Consider the following 21,166-nt stretch of genomic DNA (forward strand, 5'->3'; position numbering starts at 1 on the left):
CGGTTCAGGAGGTGGGGCAGGTGCGGAGGTCGGCGCGGGTGAGGCGGATGTCCGGCCAGCCGCGCAGGTCCGACGGGGCCGTGTACCGGCGCGTGCAGCCGACCGACTTGCCCGTCAGGTCGTACACCTGGCCCAGCACCGGGGCCGCGTCGCACTTCGGGGTTCCGGAATCCGCGCCGCGGCAGTCGTGGCGGACGACGATCACGTCCGGGCGGCCGTCGGCCGTGACGTCGTAGAGGGACAACGTCCCCGCGTCCGCGAAGTACGGCTTGCCCGGCGCGCGCCAGACCCCGCCGTTCGCGACGAGCAGTTCGCCGTACGCCGTGGTGCCCTGGTCGCCGACGTCGCCGCGGACCAGGCACGTCGGTGCCGCGCCGTCGATGCAGCGCAGCGAGTCCTGGTCCAGCCGCACGCCCAGCTGGCCGATCGACAGCTCGAACACCGTGCCCGGCTCCGGCCCGACGCGCACCCGCGCCGAACCGCCCACCGCGTCGGTCAGCAGCACCACCGGGGTCCCGCCGACGGTCATCGCCGCGAGCTGGCGGCACGGGCCGCCGCCGCACGTCACCACCGGCGGCACGGGCGCGGCCGCGGGCTCGGCCACCCCGGCGGGCTCCTCCGGCCGCGGCCGCAGCAGGAACACCGCGGCGATCGCGCCGAGGGTCACCACCGCGGCCAGCACCGCGGTGAGCAGCGCCGACCGGGGCGTGCGCGCCGCCGAAGTCCGCATGAGACAGAGCGTAAGCCGCGTCGCGACTGTGTGTGGGCAGCGGCCCGGCGGGGTGTGGCCGAAATCCCCCGGCCGGGCACCCGGCCGAGGCACCCCGCCTTCGCGGAGAGTGTCCGTCTATGTTGTCCGGGTGACCAACCCGAACCTTCCCCCCGCGCTCTACCTGCCGACCGGCCCGGCCAGCGCCGAGACCGAGGGCGCGTCGATCGAACTGCGCCGCACGCCGGACGGCCGGACCGCCCTGGTCGCGTTCACCGCGCTCGACCGGCTGATCGACTGCTGCGGCGAGCACCAGCCGTGGGCACTGGTGAACACCGAGCACCTGCCGAAGGTCCACGCGGCGAACCCGTACGACGTCATCGTGCTCGACTCCCCGCTGCCCCAGGAGCTGCGCCACCACGTCTGAGCGTGGTTCAGCTCTCACTCAAGAGACTCCCGACGTCAGATCCGTAGACTCCCCCGTACCGCGTGGGCGGTCAGCAAAGCAGCTGTCGGGACGCAGGAGGTGCGGGGTGGCCGAGCAGGTCGGCGAATCCACCGGTGGTCCGGTGACCAAGATCCTGGTCGCGAACCGGGGCGAGATCGCGGTACGCGTGATCAGAGCCGCCAAAGACGCCGGCCTGGCCAGCGTCGCGGTGTACGCCGACCCGGATCGCGACGCACCGCACGTGCGCCTGGCCGACGAGGCCTTCGCGCTCGGCGGCACCACGGCCGCCGAAAGCTACCTGAACATCGAGAAGCTGCTCGACGCCGCCAAGCGCGCCGGCGCCGACTCCGTCCACCCGGGCTACGGCTTCCTCTCCGAAAACGCGGACTTCGCCCAGGCCGTCCTCGACGCCGGGCTGACCTGGATCGGGCCGAGCCCGCAGGCCATCCGCGACCTCGGCGACAAGGTCACCGCGCGCCACATCGCCATGCGCGCGGGCGCGCCACTGGTGCCGGGCACGAAGGAGCCGGCCAAGAACGCCGACGAGATCGTCGCGTTCGCCGACGAGCACGGCCTGCCGGTCGCCATCAAGGCCGCGTTCGGCGGCGGTGGCCGCGGCCTCAAGGTCGCGCGCACCCGCGAAGAGATCCCCGAGCTGTTCGAGTCGGCGACGCGGGAAGCCGTCGCCGCGTTCGGCCGCGGCGAGTGCTTCGTCGAGCGCTACCTGGACAAGCCGCGTCACGTCGAGGCGCAGGTGCTGGCCGACATGCACGGCAACGCGATCGTCGTCGGCACCCGCGACTGCTCGCTGCAGCGCCGGCACCAGAAGCTCGTCGAGGAGGCGCCCGCGCCGTTCCTGAGCGACGAGCAGCGCAAGCGCATCCACGAGTCGGCGAAGGCGATCTGCAAGGAAGCCGGCTACTACGGCGCCGGCACGGTCGAATACCTCGTCGCCACCGACGGCACCATCTCCTTCCTCGAGGTCAACACGCGCCTGCAGGTCGAGCACCCGGTCTCGGAGGAGACCACCGGCCTCGACCTCGTCCGCGAGATGTTCCGCATCGCGCGCGGCGAGAAGCTGCGGATCACCGAAGACCCCGAGCCGCGCGGTCACTCGATCGAGTTCCGCATCAACGGCGAGGACGCCGGCCGCGGCTTCCTGCCCGCGCCGGGCACGGTGACGAAGTTCGTCGCGCCGAGCGGGCCGGGCGTGCGCGTCGACTCCGGTGTCGAGTCGGGCAGCGTCATCGGCGGGCAGTTCGACTCGATGCTGGCGAAGCTGATCGTCACCGGCTCGGACCGGAACAACGCCCTCGAACGCAGCCGCCGCGCGCTCGCCGAGATGGTCGTCGAGGGCATGGCGACGGTGCTGCCGTTCGACCGCGTGATCGTGGACGACCCGGCGTTCATCGGCGACGAGAACGGCTTCAGCGTGCACACGCGCTGGATCGAGACGGAGTTCGACAACAAGATCGAGCCGTTCGTGGCGCCGGACGTCGAGGCCGCCGAGGAAGAGCCGCGGCAGAACGTCGTCGTCGAGGTCGGCGGCCGTCGCCTGGAGGTGTCGCTGCCGGGCGGGTTCGCGCTCGAAGGTGGCGGCGGGGGCGGCACCGCCGTCAAGGCGAAACCGCGCAAGCGGGCCGGCGGCGGCAAGGCGGCGGTGAGCGGCGACGCCGTCACCGCTCCGATGCAGGGCACCATCGTGAAGGTGGCCGTCGAAGAGGGCCAGACGGTCGAAGCCGGTGAGCTGATCGTCGTCCTCGAGGCGATGAAGATGGAGAACCCGGTCACCGCACACAAAGCGGGCACCGTCACCGGCCTTTCGGTCGAGGTCGGCGCCGCCGTGACGCAGGGCACGCAGCTTCTCGAGATCAAGTAGGACAGAACGTTGCAGATGTCGTGGTGGGCCGCCCCCGAGGCGGCCTACCATCGGCAAGGTGACCGAAGTCCCGTCTCCGCAGCTGCGGATCAGCGACCAGAACCGCGAGTCCGCGCTGTCCGCGCTCGGTGAGCACATGAGCGCGGGGCGGATCGACATCGACGAATACGGCGAGCGCTCGGCGCGGATCACCGCGGCGAAGACGCGCGGCGAGCTCGTCGAGCTCTTCGCGGACCTGCCCGCGCCACACCCCCGCTACGACGACGTCCCGCAGGCTGTTGCCACGCCCGAGCCGGCGGCCGCGCCCGCGCCGCGGCAGCCCGCTTCGCCGGAAGGCTGGACCGGCCCGCAGCGGTTCGTCGCGGCGTTCGTCCCGCTGGTCTGGATCGCGGTGATCGCGCTGATCGCCACCGGCGTCGTGCACGGGGCGCTGATCCTCGTCCCGATCGGGCTGAGCGTCTTCGGCCGGTCGATGTGGGGCCACAGCGGGCACGACGACAACCACCGCCACCACGATCACCACGACCGCCGCCAGCGGCACCTGCGCGACCGGGAGCGCCGCCGCGAGCTGCGCGACTCCTTCCGCGACCACCGGCGCGGCCTGGGCCGCTGATCCGCCGTGGGCGACATGCGGTTGAGCGACGACGAACGCCAGGACGCCCTGGACGTCCTCGAAGAGCACGTCCGCTCCGGGCGGCTCGACATCGACGAGTACGGCACCCGCTCGGCGAAGGTCACCGCGGCCAAGCGGGTCAGCGAGCTCATCCCGCTGTTCGACGACCTGCCCTCGCCGCGCCCGAGCGCCCTGCTCAACGGGGCCTCCGCGCCCCAGGTGCCGGTGATGTCCGGGGAAAGCGCGCTCTCGCAGTTCCTGACCCGCGGCGCGGTCCCGATCGCGATCATCCTGGCGGTCGCGGTGCTCATCCTGTCCCGCGGCCGGCTGCTCATCATCTCGATCGCGCTGCCGCTGGTGGTCGCGATGATCGCCGGGACCCGCCGGCGGCGCTGAGCCTGCGAGAATCACCGGCGTGATGGGCGTGGTGCCGGGCGCGCTGGACGCCCGAGGCGAACGGGTGGCGGGGCCGATCTTCACCGGCGTCGGCCTGGCCGGGCTCGCCGCGTGCGTGCTCTGGGGGCCCGGCATCCGGGGCGCCACGCTGGTCGCCGTCGTCGTCGCGGCGGTGTGGATACCGCTGCTGATCCCGCTGTTCCCGCACCGGCGCACGCATCCGTGGCTCGTCGCGGGCTACTACGCCGGGGTGCTCGCGGTCGCGACCGTGCTGGTGGCGCGCGAGGACACGTTCATGGGCTTCGCGTCCTTCGGCTATCCACTCGCCTTCGTGCTCTTCCCCGCGCGATGGGGGTTCTTCGCGGTGGCCGCGACGGCGACGTTGCCGCTGCTGGCCGCCGATCCGGACTCGCGCAGCCCGACGTGGGTGCTGGTCCTGTCGATGGCCGGGCCGCTGCTGTACGCCGCGTGGTTCGTCGGCGCGGAGAGCGAGCGGCGGCGGAAGGCGAACGTCCGGCTGGAGGCCGCGCTCGAGGAGAACGCGGACCTGCACGCGCGGCTGGTCGCCCAGGCGCGGGAAGCCGGCGTGCTCGACGAACGGCAGCGGATGGCCCGCGAAATCCACGACACGCTCGCGCAGGGCCTGACCGGGATCGTCACGCAGCTGCAGGCCGCCGACGGCCCCGACCGGGAGCGGCGGCTGGAGCAGGTGCGGGTGCTCGCCCGCGACAGTCTCGGGGAAGCGCGTCGCGCGGTGCAGGCACTGCGGCCGGAGCCGCTGGACGCGGCCCAGCTGCCGGAAGCGCTTTCCCGGCTGGCCCGGCGGGTCTCCGAGACGTCGGGGGTGGCTGTCCGCGTGGAGACGACCGGGGACGCCCGGCCGCTGCTGCCGGATCTGGAGGAGACGCTCTACCGCGTCGCGCAGGAGGCGCTGGCGAACGCGGAGAAGCACGCGAAGGCGTCCCGGATCGGGGTGACACTGTCCTATGCGGACGATCTGGTGCTGCTCGACGTCGTCGACGACGGTGCCGGCTTCCGCCCCGGCGACCGCGGTGACGGCACCGGGTTCGGCCTGGAGGCGATGCGGCAGCGCGTCCGCCGGGTCGCGGGGACGCTGACGATCGAGAGCGCGCCGGGCGGCGGCACGGCCGTGAGCGCCCAGGTCCCGGCTCTCTGAAGATTGCTCCTTTCGCCGAGCAACCGGCTGCCCGCCTCGGACGTGGTGATCGTGCAGGTCGGGGAAGGGAACGAAATGATGAAGATGTGGAAGCGGGCGGGGGTGCTCGCCACCGTGGCGATCGCCGTCGCCGCACTGGGGGTTCCTGCGGACGCCGCGGCGATCCGGCTCGCCTGGCGCCCGACGATCCTGCCGCTGCCGCCCGGCGCGGGCGCGGGCAACATTACCGGGTCGGACGGGAAGGGCGAGTACACCGGCACGTTCCGGGTCAACGACGTCACCCAGGCCGTGAGCTGGCGCAACGGGCAGCCGTTCTTGCGTGGCGTGCCGGATGGGTACGAGAGGGTCGACGCCAACGGCGAAAACTCGTCCGGCGTCGTGGTCGGCACGATCCACGACTACGAGACCTTCACCAGCCGGACGTTCACCTTGGACGAGTCGTGGTACCACATCAAGGACAACCCGGCGGGCTACCAGGAAGTGACCGGCGTCGCGATCAACACCCGCGGCGACGTGCTGGGCGAGGCCTACCAGCCCGGGGTGCCCCGGGCCATCGTCCTGTGGCGGGCCGACGGCAGCGCGCCGGTGGTCATCCCGGAGACGGGGGACGTCTCGTCTCCGCGCGACCTGGACGACGACGGCACGATCCTGCTGAGCACCGGCACCGGCTCGGCGCTGTGGAAGGACGGCGTCCTGCGGAAGCTCACGCCGAGCCCGTCCGGACAGGCCGAGGGGTACGCGATCCGCAACGGGGTCGTCGTCGGGTGGCGCTTGTCGGGTGGCGGCCAGGCGGCCAGGTGGTCCACGCCGGACGGGACGGTCGGTCTGGAGGGCGGCGGGATCGCGCAGGACATCAACAAGTCCGGGTTGACCGTGGGCCTGGTGCCGACGCCGTCGGGGCCGCAGATCTACGGCAACGCGGTGGTGTGGCGCGGCACGGTCCCGGGCGTGGTCCAGGGCCCGAGCGGCTATTCGGTGTTCCGGGCCGAGGTCGCGGCCGACGACGGCACGCTGGCCGGCTACGCGTCGAACGACGCGACCCCCAGCAGCGGGGTGCCGGTGATCTGGCGCTTGACGCCGTGACGCGGCCTTGATCGCCGGGCCGGGAGCGGCGTGCTCCCGGCCTGGCTAGGCTGGGCGGAGTGGAACCGGTGGAGATCAACGCGGGCACCTACTACCTGCGCCAGCTGCGCGCCGACCGGCACATCGACGACCGGCCGCTGCTCATGGAGGCGTTCGCCGACCCGACGCACCGCAAGTACGTGCTGAACTACCGCTTGCGCACCCTCGACGAGGCAACGGAGTACGTGGCGCTCCGGGCGGCCCAGTGGGCGGGCGACGAGCGCTGCTCGTGGGCGATCGCGGAGCCGACGTCGGGCCGGTTGCTGGGCGAGGTCGGCCTGCGCGAGCTGAACCTGTCCGCGAACTACGCCGAGGCGACGATCTGGGTTCACCCTACCGAGCGAGGCAAGGGCATCGCGACGACGGCGTTGAACGCGGCCTTGCGTTTCGGCTTCGGCGGCCTGGAGCTGACCGAGGTGAGTTACCGCTACGAGGAGAGCAACACGGCATCGGCGATCGTGGCGGAGCGCTGCGGGTTCACGTTGGTAGGGCCGGAGCCGGATCCCGCGCCGACAGGCGAGCGCCTGATCCGCTGGCACCGCACGGCCTGACAACAGCCCCGCCGCTCCCAGGGGGGCGGCCCCGAGGCCAGTCTATCGGCGCCTTCGGACGGAACCCCGTCCGAAGGCGCCCCGCAGCCGCTGTTGTCCACAACTCACCAGGGCTGGGGACAACCTCAGCTCACCGGCTCCGTGATGCCCGCGCGGGCCTCCGGGGCCGCCGACCTCAACGCGTCCGCCGCCTCGTCGCTCGGCTGGGACTGGGACTCACGCTCCGCCTCCACCCGGGCGTTGTAGACCTCGATCTCCCGCTTCACCGTTTCGGGTGACCAGCCGAGGACCTCGCCGACCAGCTTCGCCACCTGCTCGGCGCAGTCGACTCCGCGGTGGGCGTACTCGATCGAGATGCGCGTCCGGCGGGCCAGGACGTCCTCCAGGTGCAGCGCCCCCTCGTGCGAAGCCGCGTACACCACCTCGACGCCCAGGTAGTCCGGTGCGTGCTCGATCGGCTTCAGCAGCTCCGGGCGGCCGTTCGCCGTCGCCAGGACCTCGTTGACCAGCGAGCCGTAGCGATCGAGCAGGTGCCTCACCCGATAGGGGTGCAAGCCGTGCTCGGCGGCCAGGTGGTCGGCCTGGTTGACCAGCGCGTGGTAACCGTCCGCGCCGATCAGGGGAACCTTGTCCGTGATCGACGGCTGTGAACGACCCGGCAGGTCCACCGCCGCCGCGTCGACCGCGTCCGCCGCCATCACGCGGTACGTCGTGTACTTGCCGCCCGCGATCGCGACCAGGCCCGGCGCCACCCGCGCCACCGCGTGCTCGCGCGAAAGCTTCGACGTCTCTTCGCTCTCCCCCGCCAGCAACGGGCGAAGCCCCGCGTACACGCCTTCGATGTCGTCGTGCGTCAGCGGCGTCGCCAAGACGCTGTTGACGTGCTCGAGCAGGTAGTCGATGTCGTGCTTCGTCGCCGCCGGGTGGGCCAGGTCCAGGTTCCAGTCCGTGTCCGTCGTCCCGACGATCCAGTGGTTGCGCCACGGGATCACGAACAGCACCGACTTCTCGGTGCGCAGGATCATCCCCGATTCCGAGACGATCCGGTCGCGCGGCACGACGATGTGCACGCCCTTGCTCGCGCGCACGCGGAACCGCCCGCGACCGCCGGAGAGCCGTTGCAGCTCGTCGGTCCAGACGCCGGTGCAGTTGATCACCGCGGCCGCCGAAACCTCCGTCTCGCGCCCGTCCTCGACGTCGCGCACGCGCACGCCGGACACCCGGTCGGCCTCCCGCAGGAACCCGACGACCTGGGTCGACGTCCGCACGACCGCGCCGTAGTGCGCCGCCGTCCGGGCCACCGTCATCGTGTGGCGGGCGTCGTCGGACTGCGCGTCGTAGTAGCGGATCCCGCCGATCAGCGCGGACCGCTTGAGCGCCGGCACCATCCGCAGCGCACCCGCGCGGGTGAGGTGCTTCTGGCCCGGGACGCTGCGGGCGCCGCCCATCGTGTCGTACATCAGCAGGCCGGCGGCGGTGTACGGCCGTTCCCACACGCGGCGCGTCAGCGGGTAGAGGAAGCTGACCGGCTTGACCAGGTGCGGCGCGATGGTCGTCAGCATCAGCTCACGTTCGCGCAGCGCCTCCCGGACCAGGCCGAACTCGAGCTGCTCCAGGTAGCGCAGGCCGCCGTGGAAGAGCTTGCTCGACCGGCTCGACGTCCCCGAAGCGAGGTCACGGGCTTCGACGAGCGCGACCCGCAGGCCGCGCGTCGCGGCGTCGAGCGCCGTGCCCGCGCCGACCACGCCGCCGCCGATGATGACGACGTCGAAGGTCTCGTTGCCGAGCCGCTGCCAGGTCTCTTCCCGCTTGGCCGGGCCCAGTCGAGCCGGGTTGGTCTCCGCTGCGTGCTGCGCCACGTGACATTCCTCCTCGTGCCGGCGAGGGTTCCAGCATCGCACGACCTGGTGATCATCCGCCCGCCCACGCATGACACTTGTGGCGTAACCCTCCGCGATCATGGAGAGATTCGGCTACCCAGTGCCTGGAATGATCTTCGTCACCCCGGTAACGTCGCCCGGACGTGGGTCGGCAACGGTGCCGTGGCACGCCGTGATCGACCCTGCGCAGAGTGTCCAGTGTGGAGGTGCAGCGGTGAGTGCTGGGGCAATAATCGTCTGGGAACTACTGGGAACGGCCGCCCTGATCCTGCTCGGCAACGGTGTGGTCGCGAACCACGTGCTCCGCAAGACCAACGGCAACAACGGCGGAATCCTCTTCATCAACTTCGGGTGGGCGTTCGCCGTCTTCACCGGCGCCAGCATCGCCGCACCCAGCGGCGCGCACCTCAACCCGGCGGTGACCCTCGGGCTCGCCATCGCCGACAAGACCCCGTGGGCCGACGTCCCGTTCTACTTCATCGGTCAGATGGCCGGCGCGATCATCGGCGCCATGCTGTGCTGGGCGACCTACAAGCTGCAGTTCGACGACCACCCCGAGCCCGAGAACACCCTCGGCATCTTCTCCACCGCACCGCAGATCCCGAACACCGTGTGGAACCTCGTCACCGAGGTCATCGGCACGTTCGTCCTGGTGGCCTGGATCCTGCTCAGCCCGGTGGTCACCGTCGGCGACGGCGGCACCCCGAACTTCGGCAACTCCGCGCTGGGCTACGCGGGCGTCTCGTTCGTCGTCCTCGTGATCGGTACCTCCCTCGGTGGCCCGACGGGGTACGCCATCAACCCGGCGCGTGACCTCGGCCCCCGGATCGCGTACGCGTTCCTGATGCCGATCCGCAACAAGGGGAACGCCAACTGGGGCTACTCGTGGATCCCGGTCGTCGGCCCGCTGGCCGGCGGCGCGATCGCCGCGCTCCTGTACCTCCTCGTGCACAACCTGACCTGATCGCCGAACCTCCCGAATTCCTGGAGCACACATGACTTCGTACGTAGCCGCGATCGACCAGGGCACCACGTCGACCCGGTGCATGATCTTCAACCACGAAGGCCGCGTCGTCTCGGTCGACCAGCGCGAGCACGAGCAGATCTTCCCGAAGGCCGGGTGGGTCGAGCACAACGCCGAAGAGATCTGGGAGAACACGCGCCGGGTCGCCGCGGGTGCGCTGGCCAAGGCCGACCTGACCGCGAAGGACATCGCCGCCGTCGGCATCACCAACCAGCGCGAGACCGCGCTCGTCTGGGACAAGAAGACCGGCAAGCCGGTCTACAACGCGATCGTCTGGCAGGACACCCGCACCGACCGGATCGTCACCGAGCTCGGCAACCTCGGCGGCGGCCAGGAGCGCTACCGCGAAAAGGTCGGCCTCCCGCTCGCGACCTACTTCTCGGGGCCGAAGGTCAAGTGGATCCTCGACAACGTCGAAGGCGCGCGCGAGAAGGCCGAAGCCGGTGACCTGATCTTCGGCAACATGGACACCTGGGTGCTGTGGAACATGACCGGCGGGGCCGACGGCGGCGTGCACGTCACCGACCCGACCAACGCGTCGCGCACCATGCTGATGGACCTCGACACCCTGCAGTGGGACGCCGAAATCGCCGGTGAGATGGGCATCCCCCTTTCGATGCTGCCGGAGATCCGCTCCTCGTCCGAGGAGTACGGCAAAGTCCGCGAGAAGGGCGCGCTGGCCGGCGTGCCGATCGCGGGCATCCTGGGCGACCAGCAGGCCGCGACGTTCGGCCAGGCCTGCCTTTCGCCCGGCGAGGCCAAGAACACCTACGGCACCGGCAACTTCATGCTGCTCAACACCGGCACCGAAAAGGTGATGTCGCAGAACGGGCTGCTTACCACGGTCTGCTACAAGATCGGCTCGAACGACACGATCTACGCGCTGGAAGGCTCCATCGCGGTGACCGGTTCGCTGGTGCAGTGGCTGCGCGACAACCTCGGCATGATCGCGACCGCGGCCGAGATCGAGGAGCACGCGCGCAGCGTCGAGGACAACGGCGGCGCGTACTTCGTCCCGGCGTTCTCGGGTCTGTTCGCTCCTTACTGGCGGTCCGACGCCCGCGGCGCGATCGTCGGGCTCACCCGGTTCGTGAACAAGGGCCACCTCGCCCGCGCGGTCCTGGAAGCGACGGCCTTCCAGTCCCGCGAGGTCATCGACGCGATGAACGCCGACTCGGGTGTCCCGCTGAAGTCGCTCAAGGTGGACGGCGGCATGGTCGTCAACGAGCTGCTGATGCAGTTCCAGGCCGACATCCTCGGCGTGCCGGTGATCCGCCCGGTGGTCAACGAGACGACGGCGCTGGGTGCCGCGTACGCCGCCGGCCTGGCGGTCGGGTTCTGGGAGTCCGAGGACGACATCCGCAACAACTGGGCGCAGGACAAGCAGTGGGACCCGTCGATGGACGACTCCCGCCGCGAATCCGAGTACCGCAACTGGAAGAAGGCCGTGACGAAGACCTTCGACTGGGTCACGGACGAGGACTGACCGGCCCTGGGCCGGAGGCGTCGTTCCGGCGCCTCCGGCCCGCGGTCGCCCTCCCCTACCGCGCTTCGTCCCTCAGTCCTCCCAGCCCTCCGGTTTCCCGGACTGCTCGTTCGGCGCGATGACCAGGAACGGCGCCCCCTGGTCGTCCACCACCCGCACCTGCCGCCCGTACGGTGAGTCGAACGGCTGGTCCAGTGCCCGGCCGCCCAGCTCCGCGACCTTGGCCGCGCTCTCGTCCGCATTCGCCACCGAGAAGTACGTCGACCAGTTCGACGGCACCTCGGCCGGCACCGAATCGGGCAGGGCGCCGAGCCCGCCGACCGGGCGGCCGTCGAGCAGCAGCACCGCGTACGTGAAGTCGTCGTTCGACAGGTCCTGGAACCCGTAGCCGAACACCTGCTCGTAGAACGCCTTCGCCGCCGGGTAGTCGCGGCTCATGCATTCGTTCCACGCCAGCGTGCCCGGTGCCGCCGTGACCTGCGTGCCCAGGTGGTTGCCCGGCTCCCACAGCCCGAACACCGCGCCCGCCGGGTCGGCCGCCACGGCCATCCGGCCTTCCTTCAGCACTTCCATCACCGGCACGACGATCTGCCCACCGGCCTCGGTGATCGACGCGGCCGTCTTGTCCACGTCGGACACCGACAGGTAGGTCGTCCACACCGGAGGCATGTCCTGCCCCGGCGGCGTCTGGCCGATTCCGGCGACCGGACGGCCGCCCAGCTCGGCCATGCCGTAGAAGCCGGTTTCCTCACCGCCGGTCTGCACGTCCCAGCCGAACAGGCCGCTGTAGAAGGCCACCGCCTTCGCCTGGTCGGGCACCATCAGGTCCACCCAGCTGGGCGTGCCGTCCGGCCACCGCTCATCCCGGAACACCATGTCGACTCCAACCCCTCGCCTACGCCGTCTCGGGTGACGGCCGACACAGTCTGGCACCCACCACCGACAAAACCAGGGCCGAAGGCCTCCCCACCACGGAACCGGCCCGGTCGGGGACGGTCGGTGAAGGCGCCTCGGACCGGCACCCGTTCAGTCGTCCCAGCCCCGTGGTTTGCCGGACTGTCCGGTCGGCGCGATGACGAAGAACGGCACGCCCTGGTCGTCGGCGAGCCGAACGTGCCTGCCTTCCGGCGAGTCGAACGGCTCGCCCAGGATCCGGCCGCCGAGCTCGACCGCCCGGGCCGCACTCGCGTCGGCGTCCGCCACCCAGAAGTAGACGCGCCAACTCGACGTCGCCTCCGCGGGCAGCGCACCGATTCCCCCGACGGGACGGCCGCTCGCCAGCAGCGCCTTGTAGGTCGAGTCACCGCTGGTCTCGTCTTCGAAGCCGTAGCCGAAGACCCGCTCGTAGAACGCCTCGACGGCCGGGTAGTCCGGGCTCATGCACTCGTTCCAGGCCAGCGCGCCCGGCCCCGCCATGACCTGCGTGCCGTGGTGGCCACCGGGTTCCCAGAGGCCGAACGCCGCACCGCCCGGGTCGACCGCGATGGCCGACCGGCCCTGCGCCGGCACGTTCGTCACCGGTACGACGACCCGACCGCCGGCTTCGCCGATCGCCGCCGCTGTCTTGTCCACATCGGACACCGACAGGTAGGTCGTCCACCCGGCGGGCAGCTCCTGCCCCGGTGGGGTGTGGCCGATCCCGGCGACCGGACGGTCTCGCAACGTCGCCATGCCGTGGAAGCCGTTCTCTTCACCGCCCGGCCGCACGTCCCAGCCGAGCAGGCCACGGTAGAAGGCGACCGCCTTCGCTTGGTCGGGCACCACCAGGTCCACCCAGCTGGGCGTCCCTTCGGGCCACGGCTCGTCCCGGAACAGCATGTCGGCTCCCCTGCCCTCGTCGGCGCCGTCTCGGTGACGACAGGCACAGTGAAGCACCGGGGTCCGACAAAAACCGGAAATCAGCTCCGGACCAGGCGGGCGTACACGACGATGTTGTCGACGTAGTTGTGCGCGCTCCGGTCGAAGACGCCGCCGCAGGTGATCAGCCGCAGCTCGGGGCCGGCCGTGTCGTCGTACACGCCTTCCTTTTCGAACTCCTGCTTCGGCACCTGGTGCACCTTGGTCACCTCGAACAGCGCCGTCGTCCCGTCCGCGCGCGCGATCGAGACGCGGTCGCCGGCGGCCAGCTCCTTGAGGCGGTAGAAGATGCCCTTCTGGTGGTTGCCGTCGACGTGCCCGAGGACGACGGCCGGGCCGACCTCGCCCGGCGTGGGCGCGTAGGTGTACCAACCCGCCTGCAGCGGCGTGGTCACCGGCGGCACCTGGATCGTGTCGTCCGCGTTGACACCCAGCGGGACCAGCGACGAATGCGCGCCGATCTTCGGGATGTCGATCGAAACCGGATCGGACTTCGGCAGTGCGGCGACGGCGTCGGCGGGCTGCTCACCGGCCGGGTTCACCGCGACGGGCTGCGCGGGCGGCGGCTGCGCGGCCGGCGGCTCGGCCTCTCCGCCGAGCGTCAGCGCCAGCACCACCAACGCGGCCAGAAGCGCCACGACGAGCGCGATCAGGTAGCCCCGCCTGCTCGTGATCTTCGTAGTCATGTGCTCCCCCTTCGCACGGGTTTACACGTCTGGGCGGCCCGATCGGTTGGGCCGCCCAGACGCTACCCCCGCTCCCCTCGGGACGTCAGCGGCGCCGAGCCCGCCGGGCCAGCACCAGGCCGCTGCCGCCGAGCGCGAGGACGCCCATGGCCGCCGCGGCCGCGAGCGGTGCGCCGGAGTCGTCGGCCGGACCGTCGGTGCCGCCGGTCTGCGGCGCGCCCGCCGGCACCTTGGTCACCTGCTTGCCGGCCGGGCTCTTCGTGGTCACCCGGTCCACGACGAACGGCACGTCGACGAAGGTGTCGGGACGGCCGTCCCGGGGGTGGCAGCGCAGGTTGACCGGGTACTCACCGGCGCGGACGTCGCGCACGACCCCCGTGTAGGCCCGCACCGAGCCCTTCGGATCGGCGTCCGCGAAGGCGTCGACCGCCCTGGAGGTGACGTAAGCCTCGCCCTCGCAGCCGACGGTGAGCCGCACCTCCGTGCCGGGCACCCCGTGGCCCGGGGCGATGGTGAGCTTGGGCGCGGCCGGCTTGGCGGTGGTGCCCGGAGTGGGGCTCGCGCTCGGCGAGGTGCTCGCGAGCGCCACGCCGGGCGCGAGGACGAGGAAGGCCGCGGCGATACCCGCGACGACAGCTGTGTTCTTCATTCTTTTCTCCCCGGTGGAATGCGCGAACAAAGCAAGGATGTGGACGCCGTTCGCAGTTCCCCCTGCTTCGGCTTCGTCCGCTTGCTTGTGCACCTAGAGACGTCTCCACCTGCGGAAGGTTGCGCTAGCAGGTCACGAATACGTCGCGAAATCGCGCGTCGGGAACCCATGAAAAAACCACCCCGGAGCGCGGCTCCGAGGTGGTTCGTGTTGTGCGGATTCAGCCGGCCATGCTGCCGTCGCCCGCTTTCGCGGCACCGGAAGGCACCTTCGAAACCTGCGGCGCGGGCACCGAGAACTGGGTGCTGTACGTCTGGTCGCCGCAGGTCACGGTCAGCGGGTACGTTCCGGCCGGGGTACCCGGGTTGAGTGCGGCGTCGGCGCTGATGTTCGCGTCGGCGCCCATGAACGGGCCCGGGGTGTAGTTGGAGAAGGTCAGCGCCGGCGAAGAGAACTTCGGCGAAGCACCTTCGCACTTGGCCAGCGCGACGTTCGGCGCGTCACGGACGTACTTGCCCACGAGCGACTGGTTGATCGCGGTGTTGACGTTGAGCTGGACGCTGCCCTTCGCCGGCGCGGCGCTCGGCGTCGGACTGGGACTCTGCTGCTGCGCTTGCGCCGGCCCAGCCAGCGTCGTCGCCCCGATCACCGCTGCCACAACGAAAACCACCGTCTTGCGCACCTTCGCACCCTTCGCGTCCTTCAGCCGTACAACCGACAAGACGCGACGGGTGCGAAGGGGTTGCGTAACGGATCAGTCGAGATCGTCGTGGCGCATGAGCTGGCGCCCGGCCTCGGTGATCGAGCCCGACAGCGACGGGTACACCGAAAATGTCAGTGCCAGGTGGTCCACTGTGAGCTGGTTCTGGACGGCGAGCGCAATGGGAAGGATGAGCTCGCTCGCCTGTGGCGCCACGACGACTCCACCGACGACGACGCCGGTGGCGGGGCGGCAGAACAGCTTCACGAAGCCTCGGCGGAGGCCCTCCATCTTCGCGCGCGCGTTGGTGGCCAAGGGCAGCATGATGGTGCGCGCGGGCACCTCGCCGGAGTCGATCGCCTGCTGGCTGATGCCGACGGTGGCGATCTCCGGGTGGGTGAACACGTTGGCGGCGACGGTCTTGAGCTTGATCGGCGCGACGCCCTCGCCCAGCGCGTGCCACATCGCGATGCGGCCCTGCATGCTCGCCACCGAGGCGAGCATGAGCACGCCGGTGCAGTCGCCGGCGGCGTAGATCCCCGGAACGGAGGTGCGCGAAACGCGGTCGACGGTGATGAACCCGCCGGGGCCGGGCGAGATGCCGACCTTGTCGAGGCCGATGTCCTTGGTGTTGGGGACCGATCCGACGGTCATCAGCGCGTGGCTGGCTTCGATCACGCGGCCGTCGGCGAGGAAGATCTCGACGCCCTTTTCGGTGCGCTCGACGCGGTCGGCGCGCGCCTGCTTGGCGACGGTCGTGCCGCGCTGCGAGAAGACCTCCTCGAGCACCGCGGCGGCGTCGGCGTCCTCGTGCGGGAGGACGCGGTCGCGGCTGGAGACGACGGTGACCTTGACGCCCATCTCGGTGTAGGCGGAGGCGAACTCGGCGCCGGTGACGCCCGAGCCGATCACGGCGAGGTGCTCGGGGAGCTCCTCGAGCTCGTAGAGCTGGCGCCAGTCGAGGATGCGCTCGCCGTCGGGCACGGCGCCGGGCAGGACGCGCGGGGTGGCGCCGGTGGCGATCAGGACGACGTCGGCGGGCAGCTTCTCGGTGCCCTCCTGCGTCGTCACGGCGACCTTGTGGGTCGCGAGGCCGGGCTCTTCGTCGCAGAAGCGGGCTTCGCCGACGACGACGCGGACGCCTTCACGCTGGACGCGGGCGCGGATGTCGGCCGACTGGGCGAGCGCGAGGCCCTTCACCCGGCCGTGGACGGTCGGGAGGTCGATGCTCGTGTCGGCCATGTCGGTGTTGATGCCGAGCTCGCCGAGGTCGTGCATCTTCGCCAGCGCGCCCGAGCTCGCGATGAACGTCTTCGACGGGACGCAGTCGTAGAGGACGCACGCGCCACCGAGGCCGTCCCGTTCGACGATCGTGACGTCGGCCCCGTGCTGGGCTGCGACCAGCGCGGCTTCGTAGCCGGCCGGGCCCCCGCCCATGATCACGATCCTGGTCACCTGGGTCCTCCTCCGAGTGCGTGCGTGCGGTGCTCTCACCGTACGCGGCGAAGGTGACCGGACACTGAAGTGGGCGAACACGGCGAGTACGTCCACTCGGGTCAGCGAGGTGTCGCTACGCTGTCGGCGTGCCGTTGTATGCCGCGTACGGATCGAACATGGAGCCCGCCCAGATGCTGGAGCGCGCGCCGCACTCTCCGATGGCCGGCACCGGCTGGCTGGAGGGGTGGCGCCTGACCTTCGGCGGCGAGGACCTCGGCTGGGAAGGTGCCCTGGCGACGATCGTCGAGGACCCGGGTTCCCGGGTCTTCGTCGTGTTGTACGACGTGACGTCGCTGGACGAGGCGGGCCTGGACCGCTGGGAAGGCGGCGAGCTGGGGATCCACTCGAAGATCCGGTTACGGGTCCAGACGATGGACGGCTCGGTGCTGGCCTGGCTCTACGTCCTGGACGCCTACGAGGGTGGCCTGCCTTCGGCGCGTTACCTGGGCGTGCTGGCCGACGCCGCCGAGGCCGCCGGAGCCCCCGCCGACTACGTCGACGACCTGCGTACCCGCCCCTGCTCCGGCATCACCGGCTAACGAGTTCCGCCTCCAATCACGCGAGTTACGGTCCCAATCACGCTGGTGACGGGCTCGATCACGCGAGTTACGCCGCTCGTCGCGCGAAGCAAGTCTCCAGTTCGGCGAGCACTCGACTCGGGTCGCGGAGATCGGCCGCGGTCGCTCGGATCGTGACCCATCCCCGGCCGGCCAACCGCCGGTCGCGTTCGGTGTCCCGCTCCTGCCGGTCTTCATGAGCCGCGAAGCCGTCGTACTCCAGCGCAATGCGGAGCGCCGGCCAGGCGATGTCGAGCACGTACAACTTGCGGCCGTCGATGTCGGTGATCTCGAACTGAGCCTCCGGCACCGGGAACCCTGCCTCGACCACGACGAGCCGGAGGATGCTCTCCGGCGGCGATTCGGCCTTGCCTGTGGCGAGCGCCAGGAGCATCTGCGCCCTGTGGATACCTCGCTTGCTCCGGCGGTCCAAAACCCGGTCACGGACGTTGTCGCGAAGCCTCCGGCAGTGGTCGGCCGAGAGCCCGCGCATGGCCTGTTCGAGCGCGGCGAACGCGGTTCGCTTGTCGCCATCGCAGAGGAAATCGGCGAGGGCGAAGTCGAGCGAGAAGACCTTCAGCCCATCGAGTTCGACTACGTCGAACTCCGTGAATTCGGCTCGATGGATGACCAACCCCGGCCTCGACTCCACCCGCCTGGCATAGGGCACGGTGAGGTGCACAGCAGCATCGTCGATCACCGAAATCCCGTGCAGAGCAAGGGAAGTTGCGCCGGACAGAGCGGCAGGCGGACCCACCGCGATCAGTGCGGCCTGGGCCAGGGTCGCGAGATTGAGCGCGTCTGCCGCGTGGATGACCACGCCGCGCCACGGCTGCGCGAGCACGCCGGTGGCCAGCCCTTCGAGCACCGCCCGCCGCCCCAAGACCTTGTCGGCCTCGCGGCGTGAAACGGCTCCGTGTCGCCCTCCCCAAGTGATCACATCAACGAGAATGAGGCCCTTCGCCAACCAAGGGAAGAGCCTCATTCTCAAGCTGTGGATAACTCGGTCTACCTGTGGACAACTCGTGTGCGTAACTCCGAACTCGCGTGATTGAGGACGGAACTCGCGTGATTGGAGCCGGAACTCGTTAGGCGAGGGTGGTTAGGGCTGTGTGGACCAGGGTTCGGACTCCGCAGAGCAGGGCTCGTTCGTCCAGGATGAACGTGGGGCGGTGGATGTCGGACTGGGGTTCCGGCGAACCGGACCAAACGCCCAACCGGGCGAAAGCTCCCTGGATGTGCTCCAGGTACCAGCCGAAGTCCTCGCCACCCGAGGACTGCTCTGTCGAGGCCACCGCGCCTTCGCCCAGGGCCGCTTCGACGCCGGCGCGCATCAGGGCCGTCGAGTCCGCGTCGGACACCACCGGCGGGACGCCGCGGCGGTAGTCCAGCGAAAAGCCCACCCCCGTCGGCGCCAGCAGTGACTCCACCGACGACGCCACCAGCGGCTCCAGCGACGTCCAGACCTCGTGGTCGGCCGTGCGCAGCGTGCCGCGCAGGACGCCGTCCTGCGGGACCGCGTTGGCCGCCTGGCCCGCGTGGACCGCGCCCCACACCAGCACCGTGCCGGAACGGGGGTCGACCCGGCGCGAGAGCACCGCGGGCAGGGACGTGATGACCGTGCCCAGCGCGTGGACCAGGTCGGCGGTCAGGTGCGGGCGGGACGTGTGACCGCCCGGCGACGTCAGCCGCAGCTCGATCAGGTCCGCCGCCGACGTCAGCGCGCCGACGCGCATCCCGACCTTGCCCACCTCGAGACGCGGGTCCACGTGCAGGCCGTAGATCCGCTCGACACCGTCCAGCGCGCCCGCCGCGATCATGTCCAGCGCGCCGCCGGGCATGACCTCCTCGGCGGGCTGGAAGATCAGCCGCACGCGCCCCGGGAGCTCCGGCGCGCCGGCCAGGGCGCGGGCCGCGCCGAGCAGGATCGCCGTGTGGGCGTCGTGGCCGCACATGTGGGCCGCGCCCTCGACGGTCGACGCGTAGGGCAGCCCGGTCGCCTCGGTGAGCGGCAGGGCGTCCATGTCCGCCCGCAGCGCCACGCACCGCTCGCCGCTGCCGATGTCGCAGACGACGCCGGTGCCGCCGGGCAGCACCCACGGCTTGAGCCCGACGGAGCGCAGCAGCGTGACGACCAGCTCCGTGGTCGCGAACTCGTGCCGCGACAGCTCCGGGTGGGCGTGGATGTGCCGGCGCCACGCGAGCACGTCGGTCGCGTTGGCGCGCAGCCAGTCGTCCAGCCAGAACGGGCCGCGGCCCGCACCAAGGTCCTCCACGGGAGCCATGCTTACGCCGGCTTCGGAAATGAGCGCTTCGGACCCCTCCATGGGGTTGATGATGCGCCCGTGGGGGTCGCCTGGAACGTCCGGTCGTGAGTCGAGCACCGTCACGCCACACCTCCTCCCGCAACACGGGTAACCCGGGCAGCGGCTGGGGTCACGCAACGTGCCGATCGATCTGTCGTACGCATTTGCAGACGATCGTGCACCATGCAGGCGGCAACGCGCGCCTCGGAAACGGCCGTCCTAGATGGCCGGTACCGGATCTGCGTTGAACGGCGTGCAGTAGTTCGGCAAAGCCGAACGCGTCACGAGCTCTTGGCCTTCTTCGAACGGACCCGCCTGCCCCAGATCACGATGGCGAGCAGCGCCACCGCGACCACGCCGGCGATCAGCTTGTTCTTGGTCTTTTCGGTGTTCGCCTTGTCCGTCTGGGCCGGGTCGAGGACCGGGCCGGGCGGCTGGGTCTGCGCCGGGGCCGGCGCGACGGCCGCGTGCGCCACCGTCACCGTGACGGCCGCCTGACGCACCGGTTCGGCGGACGCCGGCGACGCGCTGAACAGCACCGCGCCCAGCACCCCGGCCAGGACCAGACCCCGCAGTTTCGCCATGTCATCCCTTCGCCGTCACCAGGCATTCTGCCCGCGGAACGCCGGTGCGTCAGCCACCGCGCGGTGGACCGAACGCGTCGAGGATCCGCTGAGCACCGAGGGTAGCCGTCAGCTCACCGTCGCGCACCGCCCGTTCGACGTCGGGAACGACCGTTCGCACGTCCGGATGTGCCGCCAGGCGACTCAGCAACTGTTCGCGCACCATCGCCCACGTCCAGTCGACCTGCTGCCGCCGGCGCCGCTCGTCGAGCTCGCCGGACGCCGTGAGCGTCTCGCGGTGCTTCTCGATCGCGCCCCAGACCTCGTCCAGGCGCAGGTTGTGCAGGCCGCTGCAGGTGAGCACCGGCGGCGTCCACGACGCCTCGGGCCCGTAGATCATCCGCAACGCGCCCGAAAGCTCCCGGGCCGCACGGCGAGCGTCCCGTTCGTGGTCGCCGTCGGCTTTGTTGACGGCGATGACGTCGGCGAGCTCCAGCACGCCCTTCTTGATGCCCTGCAGCTGGTCGCCCGTGCGAGCGAGCGTCAAGAACAGGAAGCAGTCGACCATGTTCGCGACGGTCACTTCGGACTGTCCGACCCCGACGGTCTCGACCAGGACGGTGTCGTAGCCGGCGGCTTCCATCAGCACGATCGTCTCGCGGGTCGCCCGGGCGACGCCGCCCAGCGTCCCGGACGTCGGCGACGGCCGGATGAACGCCCGTTCGTCGACCGCCAGGCGCGCCATCCGGGTCTTGTCACCGAGGATGGACCCGCCGGTGCGCGTCGACGACGGGTCGACCGCCAGCACGGCGACGCGGTGCCCGGCCGAGGTCAGGTCGGTGCCCAGCTGGTCGATGAATGTCGACTTGCCGACCCCAGGAACGCCCGTGATGCCGATCCGCCGCGCGCCACCGGACGAAGGCAGCAGCTCGACCAACAGCTCCTGTGCCTGGGCCCGGTGGTCCTCCCGCTGCGACTCGACCAGCGTGATCGCCTTCGACAGCGTGCCGCGGTCCCCCGCCAGGACGCCCTTGGCGTAGGCGGTGACGTCGACCTTGCGCGGCAA

The 21,166-nt window shown here is 70.9% G+C and carries 22 protein-coding genes; 10 read left to right on the forward strand and 12 right to left on the reverse strand.

Going from position 1 to position 21,166, the window contains the following annotated elements:
* Positions 1–4 precede the first annotated feature (4 nt).
* Entirely contained in the window at positions 5–730 is a 726-nt protein-coding gene (locus AB0M83_RS19465; protein ID WP_364518830.1) for a hypothetical protein, read from the reverse strand.
* A gap of 130 nt (positions 731–860) precedes the next feature.
* Between AB0M83_RS19465 and AB0M83_RS19470 the strand changes: the two genes are divergently transcribed.
* From AB0M83_RS19470 to AB0M83_RS19500, 7 genes are all read left to right on the forward strand, one after another.
* The gene (locus AB0M83_RS19470; RefSeq protein WP_364518832.1) at positions 861–1,136 is read left to right on the forward strand and encodes an SAV_915 family protein; all 276 of its coding nucleotides are present in this window, start codon (positions 861–863) and stop codon (positions 1,134–1,136) included.
* A gap of 106 nt (positions 1,137–1,242) precedes the next feature.
* Positions 1,243–3,036 carry an acetyl/propionyl/methylcrotonyl-CoA carboxylase subunit alpha gene (locus AB0M83_RS19475; protein ID WP_364518834.1) on the forward strand — a complete coding sequence of 598 codons (1,794 nt, stop codon included), beginning with the start codon at positions 1,243–1,245 and terminating at the stop codon, positions 3,034–3,036.
* Between the two features lie 58 nt (positions 3,037–3,094).
* Complete coding sequence (locus tag AB0M83_RS19480; RefSeq protein WP_364518836.1) at positions 3,095–3,649, forward strand: DUF1707 domain-containing protein; 555 nt, start codon at positions 3,095–3,097, stop codon at positions 3,647–3,649.
* A 6-nt stretch (positions 3,650–3,655) separates the two neighbouring features.
* Positions 3,656–4,045: a DUF1707 domain-containing protein gene (locus AB0M83_RS19485; protein ID WP_364518838.1), complete on the forward strand. Its 390-nt coding sequence runs from the start codon at positions 3,656–3,658 to the stop codon at positions 4,043–4,045.
* A gap of 22 nt (positions 4,046–4,067) precedes the next feature.
* On the forward strand, positions 4,068–5,222 hold the full coding sequence (locus AB0M83_RS19490) for a sensor histidine kinase (protein ID WP_364518952.1): 1,155 nt from the start codon (positions 4,068–4,070) through the stop codon (positions 5,220–5,222).
* 75 nt (positions 5,223–5,297) lie between these two features.
* Complete coding sequence (locus AB0M83_RS19495; protein WP_364518840.1) at positions 5,298–6,305, forward strand: hypothetical protein; 1,008 nt, start codon at positions 5,298–5,300, stop codon at positions 6,303–6,305.
* Positions 6,306–6,364: 59 nt separating this feature from the next.
* Positions 6,365–6,895: a GNAT family N-acetyltransferase gene (locus AB0M83_RS19500; protein ID WP_364518842.1), complete on the forward strand. Its 531-nt coding sequence runs from the start codon at positions 6,365–6,367 to the stop codon at positions 6,893–6,895.
* Positions 6,896–7,020: 125 nt separating this feature from the next.
* Here AB0M83_RS19500 and AB0M83_RS19505 read toward each other — a convergent pair whose 3' ends face one another.
* Positions 7,021–8,754 carry a glycerol-3-phosphate dehydrogenase/oxidase gene (locus tag AB0M83_RS19505; protein ID WP_364518844.1) on the reverse strand — a complete coding sequence of 578 codons (1,734 nt, stop codon included), beginning with the start codon at positions 8,752–8,754 and terminating at the stop codon, positions 7,021–7,023.
* A 235-nt stretch (positions 8,755–8,989) separates the two neighbouring features.
* On the opposite strand from AB0M83_RS19505, the gene AB0M83_RS19510 reads away from it, so the two are divergent.
* Together AB0M83_RS19510 and glpK are read left to right on the forward strand one after the other, a co-directional pair.
* Positions 8,990–9,739, forward strand: coding sequence for an MIP/aquaporin family protein (locus AB0M83_RS19510; RefSeq protein ID WP_364518845.1), 750 nt, complete (start codon positions 8,990–8,992; stop codon positions 9,737–9,739).
* A gap of 31 nt (positions 9,740–9,770) precedes the next feature.
* The gene (gene glpK / locus AB0M83_RS19515) at positions 9,771–11,285 is read left to right on the forward strand and encodes a glycerol kinase GlpK (RefSeq protein ID WP_364518847.1); all 1,515 of its coding nucleotides are present in this window, start codon (positions 9,771–9,773) and stop codon (positions 11,283–11,285) included.
* A 72-nt stretch (positions 11,286–11,357) separates the two neighbouring features.
* Here glpK and AB0M83_RS19520 read toward each other — a convergent pair whose 3' ends face one another.
* The 6 genes from AB0M83_RS19520 to AB0M83_RS19545 form a co-directional block, all read right to left on the reverse strand.
* Entirely contained in the window at positions 11,358–12,161 is an 804-nt protein-coding gene (locus tag AB0M83_RS19520) for a VOC family protein (RefSeq protein WP_364518849.1), read from the reverse strand.
* Positions 12,162–12,311: 150 nt separating this feature from the next.
* Complete coding sequence (locus tag AB0M83_RS19525; protein ID WP_364518851.1) at positions 12,312–13,103, reverse strand: VOC family protein; 792 nt, start codon at positions 13,101–13,103, stop codon at positions 12,312–12,314.
* Positions 13,104–13,183: 80 nt separating this feature from the next.
* Positions 13,184–13,828: a class F sortase gene (locus AB0M83_RS19530; protein WP_364518853.1), complete on the reverse strand. Its 645-nt coding sequence runs from the start codon at positions 13,826–13,828 to the stop codon at positions 13,184–13,186.
* A gap of 85 nt (positions 13,829–13,913) precedes the next feature.
* Positions 13,914–14,477 (reverse strand): hypothetical protein, encoded by a 564-nt coding sequence (locus tag AB0M83_RS19535; RefSeq protein ID WP_364518855.1) that lies wholly within the window; start codon positions 14,475–14,477, stop codon positions 13,914–13,916.
* A 220-nt stretch (positions 14,478–14,697) separates the two neighbouring features.
* A complete protein-coding gene (locus tag AB0M83_RS19540) occupies positions 14,698–15,159 on the reverse strand; it encodes a hypothetical protein (RefSeq protein WP_364518857.1) in 462 nt (153 codons plus the stop codon).
* Between the two features lie 72 nt (positions 15,160–15,231).
* Positions 15,232–16,632: an NAD(P)H-quinone dehydrogenase gene (locus AB0M83_RS19545; RefSeq protein ID WP_364518858.1), complete on the reverse strand. Its 1,401-nt coding sequence runs from the start codon at positions 16,630–16,632 to the stop codon at positions 15,232–15,234.
* Positions 16,633–16,760: 128 nt separating this feature from the next.
* On the opposite strand from AB0M83_RS19545, the gene AB0M83_RS19550 reads away from it, so the two are divergent.
* Entirely contained in the window at positions 16,761–17,213 is a 453-nt protein-coding gene (locus AB0M83_RS19550) for a gamma-glutamylcyclotransferase (protein WP_364518860.1), read from the forward strand.
* A 67-nt stretch (positions 17,214–17,280) separates the two neighbouring features.
* Here AB0M83_RS19550 and AB0M83_RS19555 read toward each other — a convergent pair whose 3' ends face one another.
* From AB0M83_RS19555 to meaB, 4 genes are all read right to left on the reverse strand, one after another.
* Positions 17,281–18,114, reverse strand: a complete 834-nt coding sequence (locus tag AB0M83_RS19555) for a DUF559 domain-containing protein (RefSeq protein WP_364518954.1) — start codon at positions 18,112–18,114, stop codon at positions 17,281–17,283.
* A gap of 205 nt (positions 18,115–18,319) precedes the next feature.
* Complete coding sequence (locus AB0M83_RS19560; RefSeq protein ID WP_364518862.1) at positions 18,320–19,621, reverse strand: amidohydrolase; 1,302 nt, start codon at positions 19,619–19,621, stop codon at positions 18,320–18,322.
* Positions 19,622–19,818: 197 nt separating this feature from the next.
* Positions 19,819–20,121 carry a hypothetical protein gene (locus tag AB0M83_RS19565; protein ID WP_364518864.1) on the reverse strand — a complete coding sequence of 101 codons (303 nt, stop codon included), beginning with the start codon at positions 20,119–20,121 and terminating at the stop codon, positions 19,819–19,821.
* Positions 20,122–20,170: 49 nt separating this feature from the next.
* The gene (gene meaB / locus AB0M83_RS19570) at positions 20,171–21,166 is read right to left on the reverse strand and encodes a methylmalonyl Co-A mutase-associated GTPase MeaB (protein ID WP_364518866.1); all 996 of its coding nucleotides are present in this window, start codon (positions 21,164–21,166) and stop codon (positions 20,171–20,173) included.

It is taken from the genome of Amycolatopsis sp. NPDC051106 (assembly GCF_040682775.1).
Lineage (GTDB): Bacteria > Actinomycetota > Actinomycetes > Mycobacteriales > Pseudonocardiaceae > Amycolatopsis.

What these genes read in the sequence shown, in the direction of transcription:
- glpK (WP_364518847.1), top strand. Translation starts at nt 9,771, where the DNA reads ATGACTTCGTACGTAGCCGCGATCGACCAGGGCACCACGTCGACCCGG.
- AB0M83_RS19530 (WP_364518853.1), bottom strand. Translation starts at nt 13,828, where the DNA reads ATGACTACGAAGATCACGAGCAGGCGGGGCTACCTGATCGCGCTCGTC.
- AB0M83_RS19490 (WP_364518952.1), top strand. Translation starts at nt 4,068, where the DNA reads ATGGGCGTGGTGCCGGGCGCGCTGGACGCCCGAGGCGAACGGGTGGCG.
- AB0M83_RS19525 (WP_364518851.1), bottom strand. Translation starts at nt 13,103, where the DNA reads ATGCTGTTCCGGGACGAGCCGTGGCCCGAAGGGACGCCCAGCTGGGTG.
- AB0M83_RS19495 (WP_364518840.1), top strand. Translation starts at nt 5,298, where the DNA reads ATGATGAAGATGTGGAAGCGGGCGGGGGTGCTCGCCACCGTGGCGATC.
- AB0M83_RS19535 (WP_364518855.1), bottom strand. Translation starts at nt 14,477, where the DNA reads ATGAAGAACACAGCTGTCGTCGCGGGTATCGCCGCGGCCTTCCTCGTC.
- AB0M83_RS19520 (WP_364518849.1), bottom strand. Translation starts at nt 12,161, where the DNA reads ATGGTGTTCCGGGATGAGCGGTGGCCGGACGGCACGCCCAGCTGGGTG.
- AB0M83_RS19465 (WP_364518830.1), bottom strand. Translation starts at nt 730, where the DNA reads ATGCGGACTTCGGCGGCGCGCACGCCCCGGTCGGCGCTGCTCACCGCG.
- AB0M83_RS19565 (WP_364518864.1), bottom strand. Translation starts at nt 20,121, where the DNA reads ATGGCGAAACTGCGGGGTCTGGTCCTGGCCGGGGTGCTGGGCGCGGTG.